The sequence below is a fragment of the Paracoccus sp. SCSIO 75233 genome (genome assembly GCF_027912675.1).
Classification (GTDB): Bacteria; Pseudomonadota; Alphaproteobacteria; order Rhodobacterales; family Rhodobacteraceae; genus Paracoccus.
The window spans coordinates 658,267-681,243 of sequence record NZ_CP115757.1 but is presented as its reverse complement, the minus strand read 5'-3'; the positions used below and the strand labels follow the sequence as shown (position 1 = coordinate 681,243).

The 22,977-nt window shown below is 58.9% G+C and carries 20 protein-coding genes and 1 tRNA gene; 11 read left to right on the top strand and 10 right to left on the bottom strand.

The genetic code is table 11. From position 1 onward, the window contains the following. Positions 1-60: 60 nt before the first annotated feature. Positions 61-144, top strand: a tRNA-Tyr gene (locus tag PAF12_RS03350). A 64-nt stretch (positions 145-208) separates the two neighbouring features. After that, a complete protein-coding gene (locus PAF12_RS03345; protein ID WP_271108596.1) occupies positions 209-1,822 on the top strand; it encodes a site-specific integrase in 1,614 nt (537 codons plus the stop codon). A 1,224-nt stretch (positions 1,823-3,046) separates the two neighbouring features. On the opposite strand, the gene PAF12_RS03340 is transcribed toward PAF12_RS03345, so the two are convergent. Then, a complete protein-coding gene (locus PAF12_RS03340) occupies positions 3,047-3,679 on the bottom strand; it encodes a recombinase family protein (protein ID WP_271108595.1) in 633 nt (210 codons plus the stop codon). A 609-nt stretch (positions 3,680-4,288) separates the two neighbouring features. Between PAF12_RS03340 and PAF12_RS03335 the strand changes: the two genes are divergently transcribed. Beyond that, on the top strand, positions 4,289-5,560 hold the full coding sequence (locus tag PAF12_RS03335) for an AAA family ATPase (RefSeq protein WP_271109639.1): 1,272 nt from the start codon (positions 4,289-4,291) through the stop codon (positions 5,558-5,560). Then, positions 5,550-6,386 (top strand): DUF4435 domain-containing protein, encoded by an 837-nt coding sequence (locus tag PAF12_RS03330; RefSeq protein WP_271108594.1) that lies wholly within the window; start codon positions 5,550-5,552, stop codon positions 6,384-6,386. Before PAF12_RS03335 ends, PAF12_RS03330 begins: the two co-directional genes overlap by 11 nt. A gap of 58 nt (positions 6,387-6,444) precedes the next feature. Here the strand turns inward: PAF12_RS03330 and PAF12_RS18965 are convergent, their stop codons facing one another. The 4 genes from PAF12_RS18965 to PAF12_RS03315 all read right to left on the bottom strand — a co-directional run bounded on the left by PAF12_RS18965 (position 6,445) and on the right by PAF12_RS03315 (position 9,952). After that, positions 6,445-6,753, bottom strand: a complete 309-nt coding sequence (locus PAF12_RS18965; RefSeq protein ID WP_368045157.1) for a type II toxin-antitoxin system RelE/ParE family toxin — start codon at positions 6,751-6,753, stop codon at positions 6,445-6,447. Beyond that, entirely contained in the window at positions 6,731-6,982 is a 252-nt protein-coding gene (locus tag PAF12_RS03325) for a type II toxin-antitoxin system ParD family antitoxin (protein ID WP_271108593.1), read from the bottom strand. The genes PAF12_RS18965 and PAF12_RS03325 overlap by 23 nt, the downstream gene beginning before the upstream one ends. 383 nt (positions 6,983-7,365) lie before the next feature. Beyond that, a complete protein-coding gene (locus tag PAF12_RS03320; RefSeq protein ID WP_271108592.1) occupies positions 7,366-8,922 on the bottom strand; it encodes a glycerol-3-phosphate dehydrogenase/oxidase in 1,557 nt (518 codons plus the stop codon). After that, positions 8,915-9,952 carry a zinc-dependent dehydrogenase gene (locus PAF12_RS03315; protein ID WP_271108591.1) on the bottom strand — a complete coding sequence of 346 codons (1,038 nt, stop codon included), beginning with the start codon at positions 9,950-9,952 and terminating at the stop codon, positions 8,915-8,917. Before PAF12_RS03315 ends, PAF12_RS03320 begins: the two co-directional genes overlap by 8 nt. A gap of 210 nt (positions 9,953-10,162) precedes the next feature. Here PAF12_RS03315 and PAF12_RS03310 point away from each other — a divergent pair, with 210 nt between their 5' ends. From PAF12_RS03310 to PAF12_RS03290, 5 genes are all read left to right on the top strand, one after another. Continuing rightward, a complete protein-coding gene (locus PAF12_RS03310) occupies positions 10,163-11,119 on the top strand; it encodes a carbohydrate kinase family protein (protein WP_271108590.1) in 957 nt (318 codons plus the stop codon). 77 nt (positions 11,120-11,196) lie between these two features. After that, on the top strand, positions 11,197-12,150 hold the full coding sequence (locus PAF12_RS03305) for a substrate-binding domain-containing protein (protein WP_271108589.1): 954 nt from the start codon (positions 11,197-11,199) through the stop codon (positions 12,148-12,150). 151 nt (positions 12,151-12,301) lie between these two features. Next, positions 12,302-13,738 carry a sugar ABC transporter ATP-binding protein gene (locus PAF12_RS03300; protein WP_271108588.1) on the top strand — a complete coding sequence of 479 codons (1,437 nt, stop codon included), beginning with the start codon at positions 12,302-12,304 and terminating at the stop codon, positions 13,736-13,738. Positions 13,739-13,761: 23 nt separating this feature from the next. Next, a complete protein-coding gene (locus PAF12_RS03295; protein ID WP_271108587.1) occupies positions 13,762-14,754 on the top strand; it encodes an ABC transporter permease in 993 nt (330 codons plus the stop codon). Between the two features lie 76 nt (positions 14,755-14,830). Beyond that, positions 14,831-15,784, top strand: a complete 954-nt coding sequence (locus PAF12_RS03290) for a sugar-binding transcriptional regulator (protein ID WP_271108586.1) — start codon at positions 14,831-14,833, stop codon at positions 15,782-15,784. 60 nt (positions 15,785-15,844) lie between these two features. On the opposite strand, the gene PAF12_RS03285 is transcribed toward PAF12_RS03290, so the two are convergent. Genes PAF12_RS03285 through PAF12_RS03270 form a run of 4 tightly spaced genes read right to left on the bottom strand, consistent with a single transcriptional unit; the run spans position 15,845 to position 20,502 of the window. After that, positions 15,845-17,155, bottom strand: a complete 1,311-nt coding sequence (locus PAF12_RS03285; RefSeq protein WP_271108585.1) for an acetoin dehydrogenase dihydrolipoyllysine-residue acetyltransferase subunit — start codon at positions 17,153-17,155, stop codon at positions 15,845-15,847. After that, a complete protein-coding gene (locus PAF12_RS03280; RefSeq protein ID WP_271108584.1) occupies positions 17,155-18,165 on the bottom strand; it encodes an alpha-ketoacid dehydrogenase subunit beta in 1,011 nt (336 codons plus the stop codon). Before PAF12_RS03280 ends, PAF12_RS03285 begins: the two co-directional genes overlap by 1 nt. After that, positions 18,162-19,178 carry a thiamine pyrophosphate-dependent dehydrogenase E1 component subunit alpha gene (locus PAF12_RS03275; protein ID WP_271108583.1) on the bottom strand — a complete coding sequence of 339 codons (1,017 nt, stop codon included), beginning with the start codon at positions 19,176-19,178 and terminating at the stop codon, positions 18,162-18,164. Before PAF12_RS03275 ends, PAF12_RS03280 begins: the two co-directional genes overlap by 4 nt. Then, the gene (locus PAF12_RS03270) at positions 19,171-20,502 is read right to left on the bottom strand and encodes an NAD(P)H-dependent oxidoreductase (RefSeq protein WP_271108582.1); all 1,332 of its coding nucleotides are present in this window, start codon (positions 20,500-20,502) and stop codon (positions 19,171-19,173) included. Before PAF12_RS03270 ends, PAF12_RS03275 begins: the two co-directional genes overlap by 8 nt. Before the next feature lie 273 nt (positions 20,503-20,775). On the opposite strand from PAF12_RS03270, the gene PAF12_RS03265 reads away from it, so the two are divergent. Both PAF12_RS03265 and PAF12_RS03260 read left to right on the top strand, forming a co-directional pair. Beyond that, entirely contained in the window at positions 20,776-21,474 is a 699-nt protein-coding gene (locus tag PAF12_RS03265) for a hypothetical protein (protein WP_271108581.1), read from the top strand. A gap of 14 nt (positions 21,475-21,488) precedes the next feature. Further along, complete coding sequence (locus PAF12_RS03260; protein ID WP_271108580.1) at positions 21,489-22,094, top strand: hypothetical protein; 606 nt, start codon at positions 21,489-21,491, stop codon at positions 22,092-22,094. A 108-nt stretch (positions 22,095-22,202) separates the two neighbouring features. Here PAF12_RS03260 and PAF12_RS03255 read toward each other — a convergent pair whose 3' ends face one another. Then, entirely contained in the window at positions 22,203-22,937 is a 735-nt protein-coding gene (locus PAF12_RS03255; RefSeq protein ID WP_271108579.1) for a dienelactone hydrolase family protein, read from the bottom strand. Positions 22,938-22,977: the final 40 nt, after the last annotated feature.

The window sequence follows — 22,977 nt, the reverse complement described above, 5'->3', positions numbered from 1 at the left end:
AATTCGGCTTGACGCCCCGCGTCACCACAATTATTCCCCTCCCACGCCGAATGGCTCGGCGGGCGACGTGCTGCAAGGTGCGGCAGCGGACTGTAACTCCGCCGGGGAGACCCATGCCTGGTTCGATTCCAGGGTCGCCCACCATCTCCAGCAAAAACAGCATCCTGAACAGATTTGCCGCCGGTGCGCCACATGAGTGAGCCACAGGATGCGTCTTGCCGCCTATCTGAGCCGTTCCCGTCACGGGGTGTATTACTTCCGCTGGCCGATCCCGAATCGTCTGCATCCAGAGCGTAAGCGCACGCATGTACGGCTGTCCCTGCGCACCAGAAGCCCTGACACAGCTAGGCGCTTGTCGCAGCGGCTTGTTGTGACTGGACAATCCGCCGTGGCTTCGGCAACAGCTACCGCCATGCGATACGATGAAGTCAGACAGCTTGTGCGCGAGGCAATCAATGACTCGCTGGAACGGTTCAGAGGCAAGGTCGCCGAGAATGGCCCGCCTACAGGGGCCGAATATGATGGTCTGACAAACACACTGGGCATAGCTGAGGAAGACTTTGAAAATTGGTTGAGCTTTCAACAGGGTGGAAAGGATGCCCTCATAAGCCATTTCTGCGGCTTTCGGGGCATCTCTGAGGAACGCCTGACCGCAGAGAGCCGCGAGTGGCTGGTGCGTGAGTTGCAGAAGGGCTACCGGGCTTATGCCGTCAAGGCGTTTGAACATCTCGCGACGTTGGACAATCTTGAGCTTGAACCGGACCCGCTGCCCGAACCTGCAAAAAAAGCAGGTGAGCCGGAACAAGCAACTGATCTGCCTGACTTTGACGATACAGTTGAACTCTACTTCAATGAGCTAAACCATTCAGAACAACTTGCGGCGAAGACAATGGCGTCCAAGCGTGAAGCACTGGAACTGCTGAGCGAGATCACAGACAAGAAGCCTATTGCTGCCATGACCAAGGCAGATGCGCAGGAAGTCAAAAGAGTGCTCATGAAGATGCCCAAGAACCGGAATAAGCTGGCGGCAACCAAGGGCAAGTCAATACACGAGATACTCGACATACCGGGTTTAGAGCCAATCGCAGCACGAACACTGAACGTTTATAACGGCAACTTGCAGAGCTTCTTTAGTTGGGCTGTGTCAAACGGACATGCAGACTCGAACATCTTTGAGGGAATGCGCGTCAAGCTCTCCAAGAATAAAAAAGATGATGAACGACCGGCCTTCACTTCTGCACAGCTTCAAACAATGCTCCGGCATATCACTGACGAAAAAGCCCGTATTAAACCTGACCACAAGTGGATCGCGCTTATCGGCATGTTCACAGGCATGCGGCTGAATGAGATCGCTCAGCTTGACCTTGCGGATGTGCAGCAAGACAGCGCAGGCTACGCCATCAATGTGACGAAAGAAGGTGGCGAGCATAAGAGCCTCAAAAACCACTCGTCTGCGCGGCTCGTGCCGGTTCACGAACGCCTGCTGGCGCTCGGCTTCGCGGACTTCGTGGAGGAACGCCGTAAAGGGCGATCTACGCGGCTGTTCCCTGATCTGCCCTACTGTACGAAGAACGGCTTTGGCCGGAACCCCGGACGCTGGTTCAACGAATGGCTTTTGCCCCAGCTAGGACTGGGTGATACCGGCCATGTGTTTCACAGCTTGCGCCATACAATGGCGACAGTGTTCGCTCAGGCTGATGTTCCCGCTCCACAGATCAGTGCTATCTTGGGGCATGGGCAAGTCGGTGTGACCTTCGGCACCTATGTCCACGGCTTCAAGATGGAACAGCTCAGGAAAGCTATCAATAGGTTCGACTTCTAGCCGTCATTCGAGAACCGGGCTTTACTGCGCTGTTATCTACCTTATCCGGTAGTATAGTCCCGGCCTGATAACCTATCAGTGCATGGTAGCATTGGAGCCTGTTGGTATGAACTTAATATGCCAATAGCAATTAATATACTGCATCAAGAGTTCCTACATTATGCATATGAGTTGATGCCTACAGAATAAACAATCACTGCATTACACTTAGTGGAAGATTACTGAGCATATATACTGTGATTATCAGGTATAGATACCCGTATGGACTTACCATCAACTACTAAGCTAAACACTTAGCAAGATAGTTAGACTATTAGGCCAATAGTATATAGTGGGTATGATCTACAGTATTGATATCTGATACTCGACTACAGTGTATCTATAGATATTGCACAATTAGTAACTACTAATAATATGTCTAGTCTTAGCATTCAGTTAATATACCCCAGGCCTACTATTAATAGTAACTGTTAGCATTCTATTCAGTATCTTCCTGTAATTTACTTGCACAGTATATACCCAGTGATGATCCGGAATCATTACTCAGATATTACTTATCTGTCTATATACTCAGTTATATATACTTAGTGTCTATATTCAGGGTATCTATTCAGTATTGATACTCTGGTATTCACTCAGCCTTGCACTCAGTCTGTCTACGTAGTGCTCTATTACTGTATGCAATCAGTTTGTTCTAACTGTATATATACTCAGGTGTATCTATTCAGGGTAAGTGTACAGGGTATCTATACAAGGTAGCTATTCCGTCTCTTCTATCCGGTATGTATTCGGTGCTGATACTCCAAGTATTTATCTGTCCGGTATGCACTACCAAGTATAACTGGGATAATCCTACAGGGGTAAACAGATACGACATATGCAGACATACAATCCGGTGTTTCTTGTTCTATGTACGCAGGGTTTAGCAATCCGGCTTATAAAAGTCATTCAAAAGCAAATAGATACACACAAAGACACATACCCCGGTTGGATAATCTAGCTATGCACTAGGCGCATACCTAATGCTGATAGCCATGCAATTCATGCCCGATCTGCCCTATCCGGTCTGCCATATCCGGTATGAATCCTCACACAGCCGCTGGAAGGCCCCTCACAGCGCGATCTCTGGCTCAGGCTAGGCAAGGACATAGACCGGCTTAAGTGCGCCTGTACGGGCCGCTCTGCGGCGCTAAGATGCAGGCAAAAGCAATATGCCGGGAACACCTAGGCCCAGCGTTCAAGGACAGCCTCTGCCGCTGCCGGGTCGCCCTTAATCCGTAAGACAGTTTGCCGGGAAAGGCCAGTGGCCCTTGCTATCACGCTTGTCCCGGCCCCCTCTGCCGACATGCTCAGCACCTGCGCCAGCTTAGCATGATCATAGCTTGGCTTCTTGCCAAGATACTTGCGTGGCTCAGCTTTCGCCGCCTCAATACCCGCCTTCTGCGCCGCCTTTGTTGCCTCTGCCTGAGCCTGTGCAGTTGCCGCCATGAAAGCGATAAGGGCATCTCTCACGGCCTGCTGCACCGGGTCAGTTGTGGCACCGTTAAATGTCATGCCGTTGATGACAGTGCGCACTACGACACCGCGCCGCATGAAGTGCCTTATGCAGTCAGTAACGTCGCGGTAGTCTCTGCCCAGTCGGTCTACCCAACGCACAACCAAAGTGTCGCCTGTGCGTAGCTTGTCGAACAGTCGCCTGCCCTCTGGTCGGTCTGCCAGCCTGCTTGTCACACCCGAGACACCGTGATCTGCGATCACTTCGTCAATGCGAAAGCCTGCCGCCTCTGCTTGCGTAAGTTGATGCTCTATCGTCTGATCTGCTGTGCTGACACGGGCATAGAGTATAGTTTGGGACATCGCTTGTGTTATCCTGCTGGGGTGGACATGCACTCAGCAGTGTCCATTAAGGTGATGTCCGCTGATAGGCGTGTCCGTTGATTGATGTCAACCCTTACGGACAAACGTAAGGGGGCGTCTATCGGTGTCCGTTTGGGTATACTCTTGCGGACACGTGATGCGCTGCTGGATTGCGATAAGTCCACGTCCAGTATTATCAAACCGTCCGGTGCGACAGTTGGGCAGTGCAGTGTTCAGCATCATCTAACCGATGGTTTCAGCGTTGAGTCGGTTTTGTTCCTAAGGGGGTATGGGGGGATACGGCGGGCGCGGAACAGCGAAGATGCTCCTTCGAAAAAATCTGCCGCAATTTTTCGGTTCGATTACGCCTTCAACATACTCTCAGCGCCGAGGCGGGTGGCGGGCGTTCAAAGATCAAAAAAGCTCAGGTCGACGGTGGAAGCCAATAGGCAAAGAAGTAACGTTAGCCACAGGATTTAACGGTGGCGATCTCGCCGCTTGGCCCAGATTCTCACTTGCTCAGGGGACCAGCACAGGTCTAGGGTAGCGAGAACTAGAGCATATCCCCACATTCGCCGAAGCGGAACAAGTAATTGAATTACGTTGAGCATGTTGAAATCGAGGGCTTCTGGGGGCGAAAAAAATGTATCGCTTAAGTTCCGTGAAGATTTAAATTTCCTTATCGGACCAAATGGCAGCGGCAAGACAACGATTATCAACCTTATCTCCGCAGTCTTAAGAGCAGACATTCCAGCTCTTTACTCCGTCCAATTTGAGAAGGTTGTAATCCGACTTAAAACCATCGGCGCCAATCGAAAGCCGGTAATTGAAGTAGCCAAGGTTGTTGACAGAAAGATGGGCAGCTTCGAGCTACGCTACACGGTGAAAGAAAAGTCTGGCGATAAAGGCCAGTCCTATGGTGTGGAAGGCCCGCATGATGAGAGAATCTATAAAGACTACAAATACACACGATTTTCCCGATACATGGAAGAAGGCGCAAGGTTAAGTAAAATTCTGTCCAACTTGGTCGAAGTCAACTGGCTATCGATTAATCGATCCAGTTCCGCAATCGATCGTCGAAACCGTCGAGATGAGGGCTACGAATCTTCGGTTGACCAAAAACTACACGATATATCACAAGCATTTTCGCAATACTTCTCCCTTCTGACATCAAAGGCCGAAGCCGAAAGTAAGAACTTCCAAGAGCATGTTTTTCTTTCGCTTCTAGATCAGAATCAGAGAGGTGAAGACGTACTTAATCAAGTTGTAGCGGAACCCGAAGATAAAGTTACAGTCGTTGGTGTCCTCAGAGACTTAGGCGTAAGCAATCAAAAGGCGACAAAGAGCGTGAACACGCACTTTTCCAGACTTGATGAAGCAAAGAAACGTTTCCAAGAGGACAGAGCTTTCACGCTAGAGGACGCGATCACGCTGTCAGATGCAAGGCGTGTAAGTGAGATGATCGACGAGTGGAGAGATCTTCAATCGAAGCGGCAATCAATTTTTGAACCTCGCATACAGTTCGAGCGTATCATAAACACGCTACTTTCCGGGAAAGAGCTTCACTTCGATGCAAGGAACAACCCAAAAGTTCATCTTGAGTCTGGTGACATAGTAGACATCGACGTGTTTTCGTCGGGTGAGAAGCAACTTTTTATTCTGTTAGGGGAAGCGTTGCTTCAGGAGGAACGTGCTGTAATCTTTATTTCAGATGAACCTGAATTGTCTCTGCATGTAAGTTGGCAGAGCTCACTATTCGAGAACATCCGTAGCCTCAACGGATCCTGTCAGATAATCTCGGCCACACATTCGCCAGATATTGTTGGCGCTTTTCAAGATCGAGTCATACGAATTGAGCAGTGCATGTCAGATGTTCACTAGGTCCAAACAAGGAATAGAGAACGAACACCTATTCTACAACGTAGACTTCGTTGTCTACTGCGAAGGTAAGAAGGTAGACGGCGAAGGCTCATCTTTAGACGAAGTTTTTTGGCAGCGGGTGTTTTCAGAGAACGGCTTATCCGTTCATTGTAGAAGCTACGGCAGCAAATCAGAGGTTATGCCTTTGGCTGAGAAAATTATCTCAGAAGAGATATCGCACGTCTTGGTCGCGATGGACCGCGACTACGACGATATGCGCGGCATCTCAATCAACCATCCTAAAGTTTTTTATACCTATGGATACAGCTGGGAGTCCGATGTTATCGCGGATTTTCAGTTCGCGGCAGCATTGTCTCTTTTTGCAACAACGAATAGGCGGCAAATTATCAAGAATGAGCTCCATGTGTTTCGGAATAATTTATCGCACAAGCTGAAGCGCGTTTGCGCGTTAGACTTTAAGTATATTGGACATAAGGATAAGTTGTTTGATCGACTTAAACCGATGTCGATAATTTCAACATCCGCGAATCAGGAACCGCATGTTAAAACTAGCGCCCTGCTCGATAAGGCGAAAAAAATGGGCTCGTTCCAGACTGGTGCCCTTCCAGCAGCTACTTATCGCGCACTTTGCGGCGTGCGGACTTTTTTCGGCAAAGTTGTCTCAAGGCTTATATTCCACTGGTTTGCATATCGTACAAAGCGGATCAATGGCTCTCGGAAGGTTAAATACGAAATGTTCATGAATTTGCTTTCAAGCACATTGGATATGAAGTCATTGAACGTTCCACGCAATCAATATTACTCTGCCTTAGTTTCAAGACTGTGATATTGGTGGCGAGAATAAAGCCACGATAACTTTCTGGACTGAAGATAGTCTCTCATATTCACCTCAGATGCAAACCGACATCCATCGAGCTATGCGGCACACCAATTATCGAGATGCTACCCTCAAACTCGACATAGAAGATCAGATGACTTCCCTCTGGAAAGCACCTGTAGCCCCTAGCAACATCATCCCTGCGCTTCCCAAGCTCCGGCGATGCCGCCAGCAATGCCATACGATCTGTCAAGCCTTTTAGATACTTCCGGGTCCGCACCCGACCCCATCGGTCCAGCGAGTATTCCGCAATAGCATCAAGATCAGCAAGCGCGCGAGGTGTGAGCCTGTAGCTACCCAAGCCGCTTCTCAGCACGGCTCAGGATATCGTCAACGCTCCAATCCTCGACATGGATGCCCTTCGCAGCCTGATCCGCACCTTCTGCAAGATGCGCCCGCAGCGCCTCTAGGGATTTCGACTTGTCTTCGAGTTGCCGCAGTGCTGCCCTCACGACCTCACTGGCTGAGGCATAGCGACCGCTGTCTATCTCTGATCTGATAAAGCTCTCCCAGTGCGGGCCAAGTGTCATGCTGGTTGTTGCCATAACTGCCTCCATATTCAATATGAATATACATGAAAGCAGGGCGACGACAATATCCGGTCTTGAACAGGCTTGATTTCAGCCGCATCCGATGCGACGCAGCGATGTGCCATATTGCAGCCCGCGTTCCGGCAAGGTTTAATGGTTTCAGGTATTTGCGATGTAAGTGGCCGATCCCAATCGTCTGCATCCAGAGCGTAAGCCCGCCCAGCCGAAGCACGGCGTTCCGGTTTAGTCACAAATCTTGGTTATCACGCACAAAGCGGCACAATCGGGCGGGACCGGCGCGCGCGCCCGGCTGACCCTGCCCGATCCCTGCCAATCACTAAAACGGCCCCGCAGCACAAACTGCGGAGCCGTCGAGCGGCATAAGAAGACCGCAGTGCTCAGACTGCCAAGACGCGGGCCTCGATTTCGCGCTGCACCTCACCCGTCAGCCGCCCGGAAATCGCGATTGCGGTCCGGCGGGAGAGGAGGTCGTCCAAAGACCCGACACGCTCGTTCTCAACCAGCCAGCGAAGCTCTTCGACGCTGTAGTCGGGCAGCGTCTCAAGCGGCGCCTCGCCCGCCAGAGCGTCGGCCATCAGGGCGGCGCGGGTGCCGTAGCGGTCCAGCAACTCACCCATGCGCGCCTCGGACAGATTGGTCCGGCGGGCATGATCGGCGATCCAGCCAGCACGGGCGTCGGCATCGGGGTAGCCCTTGCCGCCGCCGATCTGCATGTTTTCGGTGCCGGTCTTGCGCTGCCCGCCGACCATCGGCAGGATCTTGTCGGTCGTCTCTGCCGAGAAACCGCGGAACGTCGTCCATTTGCCGCCGATCAGACACAGGACCGGCGTGCCTTCCGGCAAGGCCAGTTCGGCGATCGAGTGATCGCGCGTGACCATGCCTATATCGCCCTCCGCATCCGGCAGGGGGCGCACACCGCTGAAACGATGCCGGACCTGATCTTCGGTGACGGGAATATCGGGGAAGATTTCAGCCACGACATTGCGCAGATAGGTCGCTTCCTCGTCCGAACAGACCGCCTCATCCGGGTCGTCGATCTTGATGTCGGTCGAACCGATCAGCACCCGGTTCATGAATGGATAGACCAGATTGACCCGCCCGTCCGCCGTGCCGAAATAGACCATGTGCCCATTCAGCACCTGATAAAGCCGGTCATTCTCCACCACCAGATGCGCGCCTTTGGAGCCGCCCATCAGTTTCGTCTCCAGTCCGATGGCGGCATTGACGCTGTCGATCCATGCGCCCCCGGCATTGACGACGACTTTCGGGCGCACATGGTGGGTCTCGCCGTTATGGCGATAGGCGATCACGCCGCCCTCCTGCCCTTCTATGGTGACGTGGTTCAGCCCTTTCGAGCCGGGGTTCAGCGCCTCCCCGTCAAGGATCAGCTCCAGCCCCAGCCGTTCGGCATGGCTGATCTGGCCTTCATAATACAGCCCCGCCCCGATGATGCCCGCGTCGAGACCGGCAACCGTCCGGTCCAGCTTCGCGCGCGATAGCATGCTGTGCGTGGGCATGGCGCGGAAGTTCCGGCCATAGATATCGTAAAGCGTCAGCCCCAGCCGCGTAATGACCGTGCCGCGATCATTCATCTTCGCCTTCAGCCGGAAGAAACGGAGCATCGAGGGGACGATCCCGCCAAGCCTGCTGCGCAGCGGCAGGATGGAGGGGAGCGGGCTGACATAATGCGCCGCGTTCTTCAGCAGCCGGTTCCGCTCCTCGGCGCTTTCGCGGACCAGCCGGAATTCGCCGGTCTCCAGATATTTCAGCCCGCCATGCATCAGCCGGGAAGAGGCAGCAGAGGCCCCGGCGCAGAAATCCGTGCGTTCCAGCAGCAGGCAGTCGACCCCCTGCGCCGACAGATCGCGAAATGTGCCGCAGCCATTGATGCCGCCGCCAAGGATCAGGACGTCCGTTTCGGCAATCTCACTCATCGAGGACCGCCACCTTGATCGCCGAGCCATCCTCGGCCGTGCCAAGCGCCTCGCCAATATCGTCGAGGGCGAAGCGATGCGTGATCATCGGCTTCACGTCCATCCGCCCGCTCGCGATCATGTCGAAAGCGTGGTCGAAGTCTTTGCGCGACAGGCCGAACGCGCCGGTCACCGTCAATTCGCGGTAGTGGATGCCGTTCACGTCCATCTCGGCAAACACGCCCTTGGAGAAACCGGCGAACAGGCTCACCCGTCCGCTGAACGCGGCGAGATCGGTTGCCTGCCGTGCGAGTGCCGGGATGCCGATGGCACAGATGACCACATCCGCCCCGTGACCGCCGGTCTCAGCCTTGACGCGCTCCACCAGATCCTCGGCTGTCGGGTCGATGGCGACATCCGCCCCGGCCTCCAGCGCCGCCGCGCGACGCTGCGCATTGGGGTCCGAGGCGATGATCCGCCGCGCGCCACGCAGTCGGGCCAGTTTGACATGCAGCAGGCCGATAGGCCCGACGCCCAGCACGACCACGCTGTCCGCGCTCGACACATCCAGCTTGTTCTGACCGTTGATGACACAGGACAGCGGCTCGACGAGTGCCGCCTCCTCATAGCTCATATGGTCCGGCAGATGACGCAGGTTTCCGGCCTCGACCGCCTGAGCGGGGATGCGGATGACCTCGGCGAAGGCACCGTCGATTTCGTAACCGACAGCGGTGCCCTGGGTGCAAAGATTCTCGTGTCCGGTCTTGCAAAGGCGGCAATGACCGCAGGCGATGAACGGACACAGACCGACGCGGTCACCGATCTTCAGTGAATCGTGGCCGCCATTATCCAGCACCTCGCCGGCGAATTCATGTCCCAGCACCGAAGGGTAGCGGACCCCCGCCGTCTTGCGCCCGCGATAGATGCGGATATCGGTGCCGCAGATCGTCGCAGCACGCACACGGATCAGAACATCGCCCTGATTCGTGTTTGGCATCTCAATATCGCTGAGCGAGATTTCATTGGGGGCGGTCAGGATAGCAGCTTTCACGATTATCACCTTTCGCGAACATATGTTCATGCAGAATTAGCACATAATGTGGAGAATATCTAGATGCGACAAATAAAATTACAGAATACAGTGTATATAGCCGAAAAATGCCGAGCATTGGACCAAACAAATCGCATCTGATCGAATCATTTGTATTGACGCCGCGCCTCTTGTTCGGGCAGGATGGCCGGAAGATCAGGGAGAGAGGCTTTGAAATACGATTATTCCTCAATGGGGTTCTACACCTTCGATTGTCTGGGTTGGCCGTTTGCAAGCGTTCCGCCGGGCGGAGGCACCGTATTGCTGGACGAGATCGCGATGGCTGTATCCGGCGCCGCCGGGGTGGCCACGATTGTCGCCGCGAAGATGGGGCTTTCCACCAAGGCGGTCGGCGGTCTGGGCCATGACCTGATGGGTGACTGGGTGCATGAGCGGCTGGCGCATTTCGGTGCCGATATGGAGGACCTGCGTCGCCTGGCGGACGTGCCAACCTCCAGCTCCATCGTGCTGACGCGCGATGACGGCTCGCGCCCTGCCCTGCATATGAAAGGTGCCACGGGCGCTTTCGTGGTCGAGCCTGACCGTTTCGATGCCGTCACTGACGCGACCGTCTTCCATCTCGGCGGTGTCGGGCTGATGGACGCGATGGACGGGGATCGCAACGCCGCGCTGATGAAGCACGCGAAATCCCGCGGCTGCATCACCACGGTCGATATCTTCGCCGGCTCCAAGGAAGACCTTGCCGACGTGCAGGCGGTGCTGCCGCATACCGATTACTTCATCCCCTCGGTCGAAGAGGCCGAGGCGCTGACCGGCATGACCGATCTGACCGATATGGCGACGTTCTTCCTCGACCTCGGCGCGCAATGCTGCGTGTTCACGCTGGGCGAGAACGGCGCATACTATCATCATCGCGACGGAACCGTGATCCGCGTGCCCGCGTTCCGGGTTCAGGTCAAGGACACCTGCGGATGCGGCGATGCATTCAATGCCGGGTTCGCAACCGGGCTGATCCGCGGAATGGAGGCGGAGGACGCCATCCGTTTCGCACAGGGCTGTTCGGCACTCAACGCAACCGGGCTCGGCTCTCAGGCCGGGGTCCGCGATTTTGCGCAGGTATCCGAATTCGTCAGGACGACGCCGATCCTCACCCCCGGGGCGGCATAAAAACCGGCGCGCAGACGGGCAGAACGCCCGCGCCGGACCAGTTTCAATTTTTCAAGACTTCTGAGGAGGAGAACCAGATGAAACTCAACGTCAAGAACGCCATTACCGCGACCTCATTCGCAGCACTCATGCTGCCGATGGCGGCAGCCGCGCAGGATCAGGCCGACCTGATCACGCCGATCGAAGACAAGCTGACCTTCGTGTTCATCCCGAAAGTCATCCACCCGTGGTATGACGTCGTGGCCGAGGGCGCGAAATTCGCCGCCGAAGAACTGTCGCAGCGCGGCATCGAGGTGGAAGTGATCTGGGACCAGCCGCCGCAGGCTGACGTTGTCGACCAGAACCAGAGGATCGAGGCGAATATCGGCCGCCAGCCGGACGGTCTTGCCGTGGCCTGCCTTGACCAGGCAACGAATGTGCAGCTTCTGAACGAGGCGGTTGAGGCAGGCGTGAACGTCGTCACCTTCAACTCCTTCTGCGACGACGCCTTCCCCTTCATCGGTCCGAAAAGCAGCGTCGAGGACGGCTATGATCTGGGCGTCTATCTGGCCGAGCAACTCGGCGGCGAAGGCAAGATCGCCATTCTGTCGGGCAGCCTGACCGCGACCGACCACACCCAGCGTATTCAGGGCTTCAAGGAAGCACTGGCCGATCATCCGGGCATGGAAATCGTCTTCGAACAGCCCGATGACGACATTCTGGAAAAAGCGGTCGAGCTGACCGAAAGCGTGCTTTCCGCGCACCCGGATCTGGACGGCATCTTCGCCTCGAACGCCTCCAACCCGATCGGTGCTGCCCGCGCGGTCGAAAACGCTGGCAAGGCCGGTGAGGTCAAGATCGTCGGCATGGACGACCTGCCCGAAGCCGTGGACTTCGTCTGTTCCGGCGTGATCGACGCGCTCAAGGCGCAGCGTCAGTGGGATATGGGTTACTGGGCGGTCAACTACATGGTCGCGATGAACGAAAACCACACCATCCCGATGTTCCACAACACCGGCTCGCGTCTGCTGACGAAGGAAGACTGCGAATAAGCTTCTCCCTGCCGGGCGCGCGCAACATCGCGCCCGGTTCCCCGAGGCTCCGGGTTCCTGACGGGATCCGGAGCCCCATATAGAGGCCGTTTTCATGAACAGCTCAGTTCCCGTTTTCGAAGCCCGGAACATTACCAAATCATTCGGTCCCGTGACCGCTTTGTCCGATGTCTCCGTCTCGCTCTACCCCGGCGAGATCCATTCGATCATCGGTGAGAACGGCGCGGGCAAGTCGACGCTGATGAATGTCATCTGCGGCAGGCTGGCACCCACGGAAGGCAGATTATTTGTCGACGGGCAGGAGGTGCGGTTCCAGCGCCCCAAGGATGCCCAGGCGCAAGGCATCGCCATTGCCCCGCAGGAAATCAACCTCGTCCCGCATCTGAGCGTGGCGGAAAACATCATGCTGGGCGCGCATTGCGGCCCGGCTGCGGCAATCGACTGGCGCAAGACGCGCGCGGAAGGCACCCGGCACCTGCACGAGGTCGATAACTCCATCGACCCTCGCGCCCGTGTCGGCGATCTGTCCAAGGCGCAGCAGCAGCTTGTCCAGATCGCCCGCGCCGCCGCCAGCGAAGCCCGTATCATCATTTTCGACGAACCGACCGCAACGCTGACCTATCGCGAGGAAGAGGTGCTGCTGTCCTATATCGAGAACCTTGCGAAGGAAGGCCGTTCCGCCTTCTACATCTCGCACCGTCTGGACGAGGTCCGGCGGCTTTCGCACCGGATCACGGCGCTGCGCGACGGTATTCATGTCGGAGAGATCACGCCGGAAGAGGCCACGCGCGAGCGTATGGTCACGATGATGGCGGGCCGCCCGCCGAAAACCGGCGCACAGGACTTGCGCGACATCGAGACGACCGAAACCATGCTTGAGGTTGCCGGGCTGACACGCAGCGGCGAGTTCAGCGATGTTTCGTTCAACCTGCGCAAGGGAGAGATCCTCGGCGTTTCCGGCCTGATCGGATCGGGACGCACGGAGATGGCGAAATGCATCTACGGCCTCACCCGCGCCGATTCCGGCAAAATCCGGCTGAACGGCGAGGAGGTCCGCTTCAGCGGCCCGCTCGACGCCATTCAGGCCGGGCTGATCTACCTGCCGGAGGAGCGCAAGCAGGAGGGGATTTTCCCGCTTCTGTCGATTGCCGAAAACACCGCCCTGCCGACGCTGGAACGATTCACCGGCCTGCTGCATCTGCGCAACCGCGAGATGCTGGCCGAGGTGGAGAAGCTGGCGCAGCAGATGAAGGCCAAATACAACTCGCTCAAAGACCCGATCACCACGCTGTCGGGCGGCAACCAGCAGAAATTCATCATTGCCCGCTGGCTGATGCGCGACGCCCATGTACTGATCATGGACGAGCCGACCCGCGGCATCGACGTCAACGCGAAATTTGAAATTCAATCCGTGCTGCGCCGCCTGACGGAAGAGCGCGGCCTGTCGATCATCGTGATCTCATCGGAAATGGAAGAGCTGCTCGACGTGGCTGACCGGATCATGGTCATGCATGAGGGCCATGTGAAAGGCGTCGTGAACCGGCGCGAAGCAACGCAGGAAGGCCTGCTTCAACTGGCGATGAGCTAAAGATCAGAAAGTGAGCTGACCAAATGAACACTGTGAACAACACTGAATCGGCCACGCAATCCCCGCGCAAGGGGCCGTCCCTTCTGAACCGTTTCTGGACGTGGGAAGGCAGCGGGGTGCTGATCGCGCTCGTCGTGCTGACGACGCTGCTGGCCTTCGCGACGGATAACTTCCTGTCGTCCTACAATGTCTCCGTGGTGATGCGGCAGGCGGCGTTTGTCGGCCTCGTCGCACTCGGGCAGACGCTGGTGCTGCTGGTCGGGGGCATCGACCTGTCGGTCGGCGCGGCGGCAGGGCTGTCATCCATCATCGGCGCGCTTGCCCTGACGCAATGGGGCATTCACCCCTATCTTATCATTCCGTTCACGATGGCCTTCGGCTTCCTTCTCGGCTCGATCAACGGGGTGTTCGTGGCGTGGCTCAGGCTGAACCCGTTCATCGTGACGCTGGCAACCTGGGAGATTTTTGCCGGTCTGACGCTGGTGATAACCAAAGGCTACCCGATCCGGCCGCTCGGCGATCAGTTCGGGGTCTTCGGCAAGGGCGAGATCTTTGGCATCCCGGTGCCGGTCATCACCTTCTTCGCCGTCGCGCTGATCCTGATCTGGATGCTCAGCCAGACGCGGCTCGGCCGGAACATCTTCGCCGTGGGCGGCAACCGCGACGCCGCCGTGCTGGCCGGTATCCGCGCCCGCTGGGTGGAGTTCGTGGCCTTCGGCATGGCCGGGATGCTGTCGGCGCTGGCGGGTATCCTGTTCGCCAGCCGGATGGATGCGGGCCAGCCCTCGGTCGGGGAAGGCTGGCTGATGGGCGCGATCACGGCAGCCATTCTGGGCGGCACCTCGCTGCGCGGCGGACAGGGTTCGATCATCGGCACGGTGCTCGGCGCCTTGCTGCTGGCGGTGCTGGCAAACGGCACGGTTCTGATGAACGTCTCCGGCTTCTGGCAGCGCGTCATCGTCGGCTGTGTTGTCCTGGTTGCCATTCTGGTTGACCTTCTGCGCAGAAGGGCCTGACGACACACCACGTTTGATGCTACAAGCAATCGGGCGTCCCTGATCGGGGCGCCCGATAAGGCAAAGGAAAGCACCAGTGGCTGACGTCGATATTGATGAGGATCTGAAGACCCGGATTGCATGGCTCTACTATATGGAGGGCATGACACAGGACGAGGTCGCTCAGTCGGTCGGCCTGACCCGCGCCCGGGTTCTGCGCATATTGGCCAACGCCCGCAACGACGGCTCCGTCCAGATCAGGGTGACCACGAAGCTGTCGGCCTGCGTGGAGCTGGAGCGGCGGCTGGAACGTCTCGGCGGGCTGGAACGCGCCATCGTGGTGCCGACACCCAGCGGCGGGGCAGACATCAATCCGATCATCGGCAAGGAGCTGGCGCGCTATCTCAACACCGCTGTCGGCGCCGATATGTCCATCGGTCTCGGCTGGGGATCGACCCTGACAAGCGGCGTTCCGACCATCGAGCAGCGCTCGCCCAACGGGCTGAAAGTGATCTCGCTGCTTGGCGGGCTGACGCGGGTCTCGCAGGTCAACCCGTCCGAATTCGCCTGGCGCGTCGCAGATAAGCTGTCGGCAGAATGCTTCCTGATGGCCGGCCCCGTATTCGCCCCGGATTCCGCCACGCGCGACGCGCTTCTGGCCCATAGCGGCATTGTCGAGCTGCTGGCGCGGGCGCGGTCGCTCGACATCGCCATCCTGTCCGTCGGTGACCTGACCCCGCATTCGATCTTCGTTCAGTACGGGCTGCTGACCCCGGACGAGATCATATCGCTGGAGCGTGCGGGCGCGGTCGGCGATGTGCTGTGCCGTTTCGTGAACGCGGAAGGGGAAATCGTAGATCACCCGGTGAATGACCGGGTGTTTGCCGCGCATCCGCATGATCTGCGGAAATCGCGCAAGCTGGTTCTGGCCTCGGGCGGGTGGCACAAATACACCATCATCCGCGCCGCGATGAAGATGATGAACCCCGCCGTTCTGGTCACCGATGAGGACGTGGCGCGGCGGCTTTGCGACGATCTGGAAAACGGCTGAGCAAAAGAAAAGGCCCGCATCCCTGACGGGTACGGGCCTGCAAGATCTCCTGACGCGGGACTACAGCTGCGAGCGGAGGATTTTTCCGACCTCTTCCGCCGCCTCAAGCTGCGGCATATGCCCGACCCCGTCGAACAGATGCAGCCCGACGCGTCCCGGTGCCCGCAAAGCGTGTTTCCACGGGATGATCTCATCCTGCCGCCCCCAGATCAGCCGGGTCGGCATCTGCACCCCGTCAAGGGCCGCGCGAAGATCGAAGGACTGGACCCCGTCGGGGAACAACGCATCCGACATCGCCGCCTGCGCCGCGCGCAGATTGGCATCGCTGCGGGCGGTCATGGCAAGGCGGACATAGCTGTCGGTCACGATCCGGTCATCCGCGACCAGCGATTTCAGCCACGGGCCAAGGCTCTCTGCCCGGCTGGCCTTGCAAATCCCGCCAAGCGCCGCGCCGTTCATATCCGGGCCAAGCCCAGCCGGCGCGATCAGTGTAAGCGAGGCGATATTGCGCGGCCGCGTATCGGCAAGCGCCAGACAGACCGCGCCGCCAAGGCTGTGCCCGACAAGATGCATCTCGTCGAGTTGCAGATCGTCGACCGCACGGCGTACCTCTTTCAGCAGGGTGACGAAATTCGGGATCCGCAGCTTGGGCGACTTCCCATGACCCGGCAGATCGATGCGGATGATCGGCCGGTCGCGGAACTGCGCCTCCAGCGGCGCCCAGGAGGTCGCGTCGCTGGCAAATCCGTGGATCAGCACCAGCGGCGCGCCCTTGCCACCCTTGGAGCGGCTGACGGCGAGCGGGCCGGTCTCCGGCGAGAAGCGGACCGGGGTGCTGGCCGCAAAGCCGCCTTTCAGGGCATTGCGCACATCCTCGGCCTGCACGCGACCGCGCGGGCCGGTGCCGGGAATATCCGCGACATCCATGCCGCCATCACGCGCCAGCGCCCGCGCCTTCGGGGTCGCGCGCGTCTTGTCGCCGGAAACCGCGACCGCTGCCAGAGGCTCCGGCTCGTCTGCGGTCTCCTGCGGTTCGGGCCGGTCTTCCCCGGCGGCAGGCGGCGTGTCGGCCGCGGGCGCGCCCGGCGCATCACCAATCGTCTCGAATGGCTGCGGCGGATCGCCCACCTCCTCGCCCTCGGCATAAAGCCAGGCGACGGGTTTGCCGATTGGGATCTCCGATCCTTCCGGCGCGGGATGGTGCAGGATGCCGCTATCGGGTGCCTCGACCTCCATCGCGGCCTTGTCGGTCTCAATGTCGAACAGCGGCTCGCCCTTCTGGACGGACTCGCCCGGTGCGATATGCCAGACGGCGATTTTGCCGCTGGCCATATCCATATCGACCTTTGGCATAATGACTTCTGTGGGCATCAGACGCGCCCTTCGGTCAGTTTGCGCAGCCCGTCGACAATATCGGGGATCTGCGGCACCGCGGCCTTTTCCAGTTCCGGGTTATAGGGGATCGGGCATTCCGCCCCGCCAAGCCGCAGGATCGGCGCGTCGAGGAAATCGAACGCATCGCTTTCCGCCACCATGGCCGAGATCTCCGCGCCGACGCCGAGCGTCTTGACGCCCTCATAGACGCAGAGCAGCTTGCCGGTCTTGCGCACCGACTCCAGCACCGTGTCACGGTCCAGCGGACGGACGGTGCGCAGGTCGATCACCTCAACCTCGACGCCGTTCTTCGCCAGTTCCTCTGCCGCGCTCATCGCCTTGTGCACCATCAGCGAGGAGGCCACCACGGTCACATCCTTGCCCTCGCGCCGGATCGCCGCCTTGCCGATCGGGGTGGTATAATACCCCTCCGGCACCGGGCCTTTCATCTTGTACAGGATCTTGTGTTCAAAGATCATCACCGGATCGGGATCTTCAAGCGCCGCCAGCAACATGCCCTTCATATCCTCGGGCGTGGAGGGCTGGATGACCTTCAGCCCCGGCACATGACCCAGCCATGCCTCGATGCTCTGCGAATGCTGCGCCGCTGCCCCCGTGCCGGAACCGGCGGGGAAGCGCATCACCAGCGGGACGGAAACCGCACCGCCCAGCATATAGCGGACCTTCGCGGCCTGATTGACGATCTGCTCCATCGCCAGCGCGGCGAAATCGGAGAACTGAAATTCAAAGATCGGGCGCAATCCGGTCAGCGCGGCCCCGACGGCAACCCCGGCCCCCCCGAGTTCGGAGATCGGCGTATCCATCACCCGGTCGGTGCCGTATTTATGCACCAGATCGCCGGTCACCTGAAAGGCGCCGCCATAGACGCCGATATCCTCGCCCATCAGGATCACGCGGTCATCGCGCTCAAGCGCGATATCCATCGCCTCGCGGATCGCCTCGGCATAGGACAGCTCGCGCGGTTCGGTCTTGGTCTGGGCGTTCATGCTGCGTCCTCTTCGGTGTAAACGTCGCGCGTCACGTCGCCGATTTTCGGGTCCGGCCCGCCAGCGGCAAACTCAATCGCCTCGGCAATGGTCTTCGTGGCGTCTTCCTCGACAGCGGCGACCTCGGCCTCGGTCAGGATGTTGTGGTCGACCAGCAGTTTCGACATGGCGACAATCGGATCGCGTTCCATCCACTCGCTGATCTCTTCCTTGGTGCGGTAACGGTTGCGGTCAGACTTGGAATGACCGCGCCAGCGATAGGTCAGGTTTTCCACCAGGCTCGGCCCCTCGCCCGCCCGCGCACGCGCCACGGCGGCGTCAACGGCTTCGGTCACGGCTGAGAAATCATTGCCATCGACCGTCACGCCCGGCATCGAATAGGCAACCGCACGATCGGCGATATTCTTCACCGCCGTGGACCGCTCCGTCGAGGTCGACATGCCGTATTTGTTGTTCTCGCACACGAACACGACCGGCAGCTTCCAGACCGCCGCCATATTCAGCGCCTCGTGAAACGCGCCTTCATTATTCGCGCCGTCGCCAAAGAAGCAGATCGTGACCGCGCCGGTTCCCAGCCGTTTGGCCGACAGCGCCGCACCGACCGCAATCGGCAACCCGCCGCCCACGATCCCGTTCGCGCCGAGATTGCCCTTGCTCGGGTCCGCAATATGCATCGAGCCGCCGCGCCCCCGGCAATACCCGGTTTCCTTGCCGAAGAACTCCGCGAACATCTTGCCCAGATCGGCACCTTTCGCCACGCAATGACCGTGGCCCCGATGGGTCGAGGTGATCTTGTCCTCATCGGTCAGCGACATGCAGGAGCCGACGGCAGACGCCTCCTGCCCGATGGACAGGTGCATCGTGCCGTGGATCAGGCCGCGCATATAGCTGTCCTCCGCCCCTTCCTCGAATTTGCGGATCAGGAACATCTTGCTGAGCGCGTCTTTCAACTGCTCCGCACTGTAATTGCGGATCGCGTAGGGAACATTGGTATCTGTCGCCGTATCAGCCATTGAGCAGGTCTTTCCCGTAAAGCATTTCATCCTGACGCCGGCGCAGCTCGACAATGCGGCTGGCGGGCAGCTTGGTGTTATGCGTGGTGATCAGCTCACCCTTTTTGATCGGCGCCGTCACCGTCGCGCCGGTCAGCATGCCAGCCGGAATCGCCTGTGCATCCTGCGCGCGCGACACCTCCATCGCCCAGGCGCGGTAGGTGTATTCCCCGATCTGGTCCAGCGTATCGCCAACCGCCAGATCCCGCTTCGCCACGGCGCAGACCTCTGCGACCGGCTTGTCCAGCGGGACCATGTCGGCCTTGCCATAGAGCACGGCACGGGCGCAGGTCAGCGGCACCTCCAGCGAGGTCAGGTGATAGGGGCGGATGAATTCGTAATACGGCCCGTCACCCATTTTCAGATCCGCCATACGCTCATGGATGCGGGGATGTTCCGCCTCGGCGATCACGAAAACCCCCGGCGAGACGCCCTTGCCGATGGAGTAATCGACGCGGCCGATATCGTTCAGAATGCCGCCATCCTTTTTCGGGATCAGCACCTTCGCCAGCTCCTTCGGGCCAGCGGCGGGGCCGTGCATGCCGTCGCAATCCGGGATCAGCCCGGTCGCGTTGCCGATGGCCGACATCTCAACGGCGGTTTTCGATCCGTCGACGAACTCCACCAGCAGGCGCGGGTTCATGTGACGCGCCTTCGCCTCCGCCGCATAGGCATCCGGCGTAGCGTCGATATTCAGCGGGTTGTTCTTGCCCTTGCCGGCGCAGACGATCTTGTGACCCATGGCCGAGACGAACTCGATCAGTTCCATGCAGGATGACGGCTCATCCCCGGCACCAAGGCTGTAGACCACGCCCAGCCGCTCCGCCTCGCGCCGCAGATATGAACCGATGGTGACGTCGGCCTCGACATTCATCATGACCAGATGCTTGCCGCGCTCCATAGCCTTCAGGCCCAGCTCCGCACCGACCGCCGGAACCCCGGTCGCGTCGATCACCACGTCGATCAGACCGGATTCGAACAGGGCTTCGGCATTATCGGTGATCGCGGTCTTGCCACTTTCAATCGCCGCATTCAGCTCATCAGCGCTTTTCGCGTCTTTGCTGTGGCCATCCTCCTGATGGGCGATGCTCACGGCCTTATGCGCGTTCGGCACGTTGATTTCGGAAATCGCAGCCACATCGACGCCGTCCATCATCGCGGCACGGGTGACGATATCGGTTCCCATTTCCCCCGATCCGATCAGACCGATCCGTACAGGTTTTCCGGTTTCAGCGCGGGCGGCCAGATCCTTGGCCAATCCGGTCAGTGCAATATTGGACGACATGTCGCGAGCCCCTCCAGCATGATGTTGGACTTATGGTGATGAACTTATGTGTTTGTGTCAATACTAATGTGTGGCAAACATGCGTAGTCTTTGACCGGCAAGGAGAGTTCGCAGCCCGCCACCCCGCCAAGGCGCCCGGAAAGCGTCAACAACCCGCTCCGCAGACCCGACATATGTCGAATCGAACTGACATCAGCCCGTGACCTTGCGCGAAAACCGTGGCAACTCAGCGGGCGAGCGATTAGAATAAACTGTGACCGACAGGAACCCGCGATGAAAAAACCGCCCCGCCCCAGCCCCTTGCACGGCCTTCCCATGCCACTTCGCGATGCGCTGCGCGGGATGTCGGGCTTTGCCGAAGCGGCGGAAGAGGCCCTCGCCCCGGCTGCAAGCATCTTGCCCGAACCGATCCGCTCGCGCTTCCGCGACGCGCTGAGATCGCTGGAGCGGCGCGGAAAGGGTCTCATCAACACGGCGATCTCCGCCGAACAGATTGTCATCGCTGGGAATTTCATCTCCGGCACGGCGCGCGGCGCAGATGCGGCGGCAAGCTGTGCGGCTGTGTTCTGCTTCGCATGGGACCACCTCGCGGAAAGCCGTCCCGGCCAGACATATCTGATCAGCGAGACGCTTCTGTCCGCCGCCATGCAGGAACATGCGCCCCCGCCGGATCAGCTGCCCTCCCTGTCCGCGGCTGCGCTGTATGACCGCATCCGCGCCTCTGCCGCGATCGGCAATATGCCGGGCTTCATTGCCACGCTGAGTGCGCAGTCCCAGCAGGAGATTGACCTGTCGCTTCTGGCCATCATCGTCTGGTTGCTGTCGGATCGCGCCGCAACCCTGGCGGAGGAGGAAAACCTGCTTGAGCTTTCGCTGGCACTTGTCACCGCGATTCAGACCGATGTTTCCGCCGCTCTTGGCAATTCCGAAAAATTGGCGCAAATAATCGAGAGTTCTTCCGAACATCTGTAAGGAGAAATTTCCTGATGTTGCCCGAACCGCCCGCCAACGAGCCGCCGCTCCATAAATCGGCCCAGCGGCTGCGCTGGTTTGTCGGTGCGTTCGAAAAACAGGTCGGGGCGACCGAGGCAGAGACCGGCAATCGCTTCCGCGTCGATACCGTCGCACTGGCAGAGGTGTTTGCTGAATGGATCCACGCCTTCGAAGCGCAAAAACCGATGCATGCCGAAGATAATCAGGCCTATGTCGGTTTTGCCGCCGGGCTGATGTTGCGGACGCTGATCAAGCGCAAGCCGGTCACGCTTCTCGACAAGCCGGACGATGCGGACGACACCAACCCGGCCTATTTCTGGCCCGAAGGCTATCTTTATGTCGCCTTCTGCCTGAATGTCCGCGGTCTGGTGCTGGAGCGTGACTATCACGCCGAACAGCAGCCCGCATCGGCCCTGTCGGCGGCCCGCAGTTGGTGGAGCTTCCGCGAAAACGTCGCAAAAGACCCATCCCTCGCCATCGCCTTTCTCGATCTTTTCGCAGGCGATGAACCCGAATGGTCCATGCCCGACCTGTTCCGCACCGGCAGGGTCCACGAGATCGCGGGCCGGTTCTACGCGAAGGATTTGATCGGGTCCTGAGGCGGGCAATCAGCATCCTGATGTGACCCTGCTTCACTTGCACGGATGATCGCGATGACCGGCGGGATATATCTCCGCCGGTTTTTTGACGATGATCCGTCAGCCCGATCACGGCCCCGGATTGACCTCACCCAGAAACACCAGAAAATCCGACCAGCTTCGCTGATCCGCGTCCTCGCGGTAGCGGTCGGAACCGAAGACGGTGAAGGCGTGGGGCGCACCGGCATAGACCTCCGCCTTGTAGGGGGTGCCGGCTTCTTCCAGTTCCGTCACGAAGGCGGCGAAGGTCGCCATGTCCGGCCCGGTATCCGCGCCGCCGTGATAGATGCGGATCGGGGCTGTCGCGGCGGAATAATCCTGCCCGTCCGGCGTTTCCAGCCCGCCGTGGAAGGTCGCATAGCCCGCCACGCCCTCCGGTGCCATCCGCGCCACTTCAAGCGCCACGGCCCCGCCGAAGCAATAGCCTGCCACGACCGGCGCGGTCACGTCCTGCCCCGCTGCCGCCTCAAGGCTTACGGTCATCAGCGCCCGCATCGTCTCGCGGTCGCTATAGAGCTTTTCCGTCTCGGCCCGGTTCTCCTCCATCGAGCCGGGGCGCACCCCCTTGCCGTACAGATCCACGGCAAAGGCGTTATAGCCCTGCTCGGCCAGCATATCGGCGCGTTGTTTCTCGTAATCGGTCAGCCCGTCCCAGTCATGGATCAGGATGACGGAGCCTTTGGGGTTGTCCGCCTTGGCGACATAGCCCTCGAATGTACGGTCGCCGGATGTGTAATCGACCGCCTCGCCTGCGAAAGCGGAACCGGCCATCGAAATCAGTGCAACAGATATCGTGAGTTTCATGGTGAATCTCCCTTCCCGGTGAAAGCGCAACTGGCGGGGA

Coding starts and splice junctions, on each gene's coding strand:
- PAF12_RS03345 (WP_271108596.1), top strand. CDS start 209: ATGCGTCTTGCCGCCTATCTGAGCCGTTCCCGTCACGGGGTGTATTAC.
- PAF12_RS03340 (WP_271108595.1), bottom strand. CDS start 3,679: ATGTCCCAAACTATACTCTATGCCCGTGTCAGCACAGCAGATCAGACG.
- PAF12_RS03335 (WP_271109639.1), top strand. CDS start 4,289: ATGTTGAAATCGAGGGCTTCTGGGGGCGAAAAAAATGTATCGCTTAAG.
- PAF12_RS03330 (WP_271108594.1), top strand. CDS start 5,550: ATGTTCACTAGGTCCAAACAAGGAATAGAGAACGAACACCTATTCTAC.
- PAF12_RS03325 (WP_271108593.1), bottom strand. CDS start 6,982: ATGGCAACAACCAGCATGACACTTGGCCCGCACTGGGAGAGCTTTATC.
- PAF12_RS03320 (WP_271108592.1), bottom strand. CDS start 8,922: ATGAGTGAGATTGCCGAAACGGACGTCCTGATCCTTGGCGGCGGCATC.
- PAF12_RS03305 (WP_271108589.1), top strand. CDS start 11,197: ATGAAACTCAACGTCAAGAACGCCATTACCGCGACCTCATTCGCAGCA.
- PAF12_RS03295 (WP_271108587.1), top strand. CDS start 13,762: ATGAACACTGTGAACAACACTGAATCGGCCACGCAATCCCCGCGCAAG.
- PAF12_RS03285 (WP_271108585.1), bottom strand. CDS start 17,155: ATGCCCACAGAAGTCATTATGCCAAAGGTCGATATGGATATGGCCAGC.
- PAF12_RS03280 (WP_271108584.1), bottom strand. CDS start 18,165: ATGAACGCCCAGACCAAGACCGAACCGCGCGAGCTGTCCTATGCCGAG.
- PAF12_RS03275 (WP_271108583.1), bottom strand. CDS start 19,178: ATGGCTGATACGGCGACAGATACCAATGTTCCCTACGCGATCCGCAAT.
- PAF12_RS03270 (WP_271108582.1), bottom strand. CDS start 20,502: ATGTCGTCCAATATTGCACTGACCGGATTGGCCAAGGATCTGGCCGCC.
- PAF12_RS03265 (WP_271108581.1), top strand. CDS start 20,776: ATGAAAAAACCGCCCCGCCCCAGCCCCTTGCACGGCCTTCCCATGCCA.
- PAF12_RS03260 (WP_271108580.1), top strand. CDS start 21,489: ATGTTGCCCGAACCGCCCGCCAACGAGCCGCCGCTCCATAAATCGGCC.
- PAF12_RS03255 (WP_271108579.1), bottom strand. CDS start 22,937: ATGAAACTCACGATATCTGTTGCACTGATTTCGATGGCCGGTTCCGCT.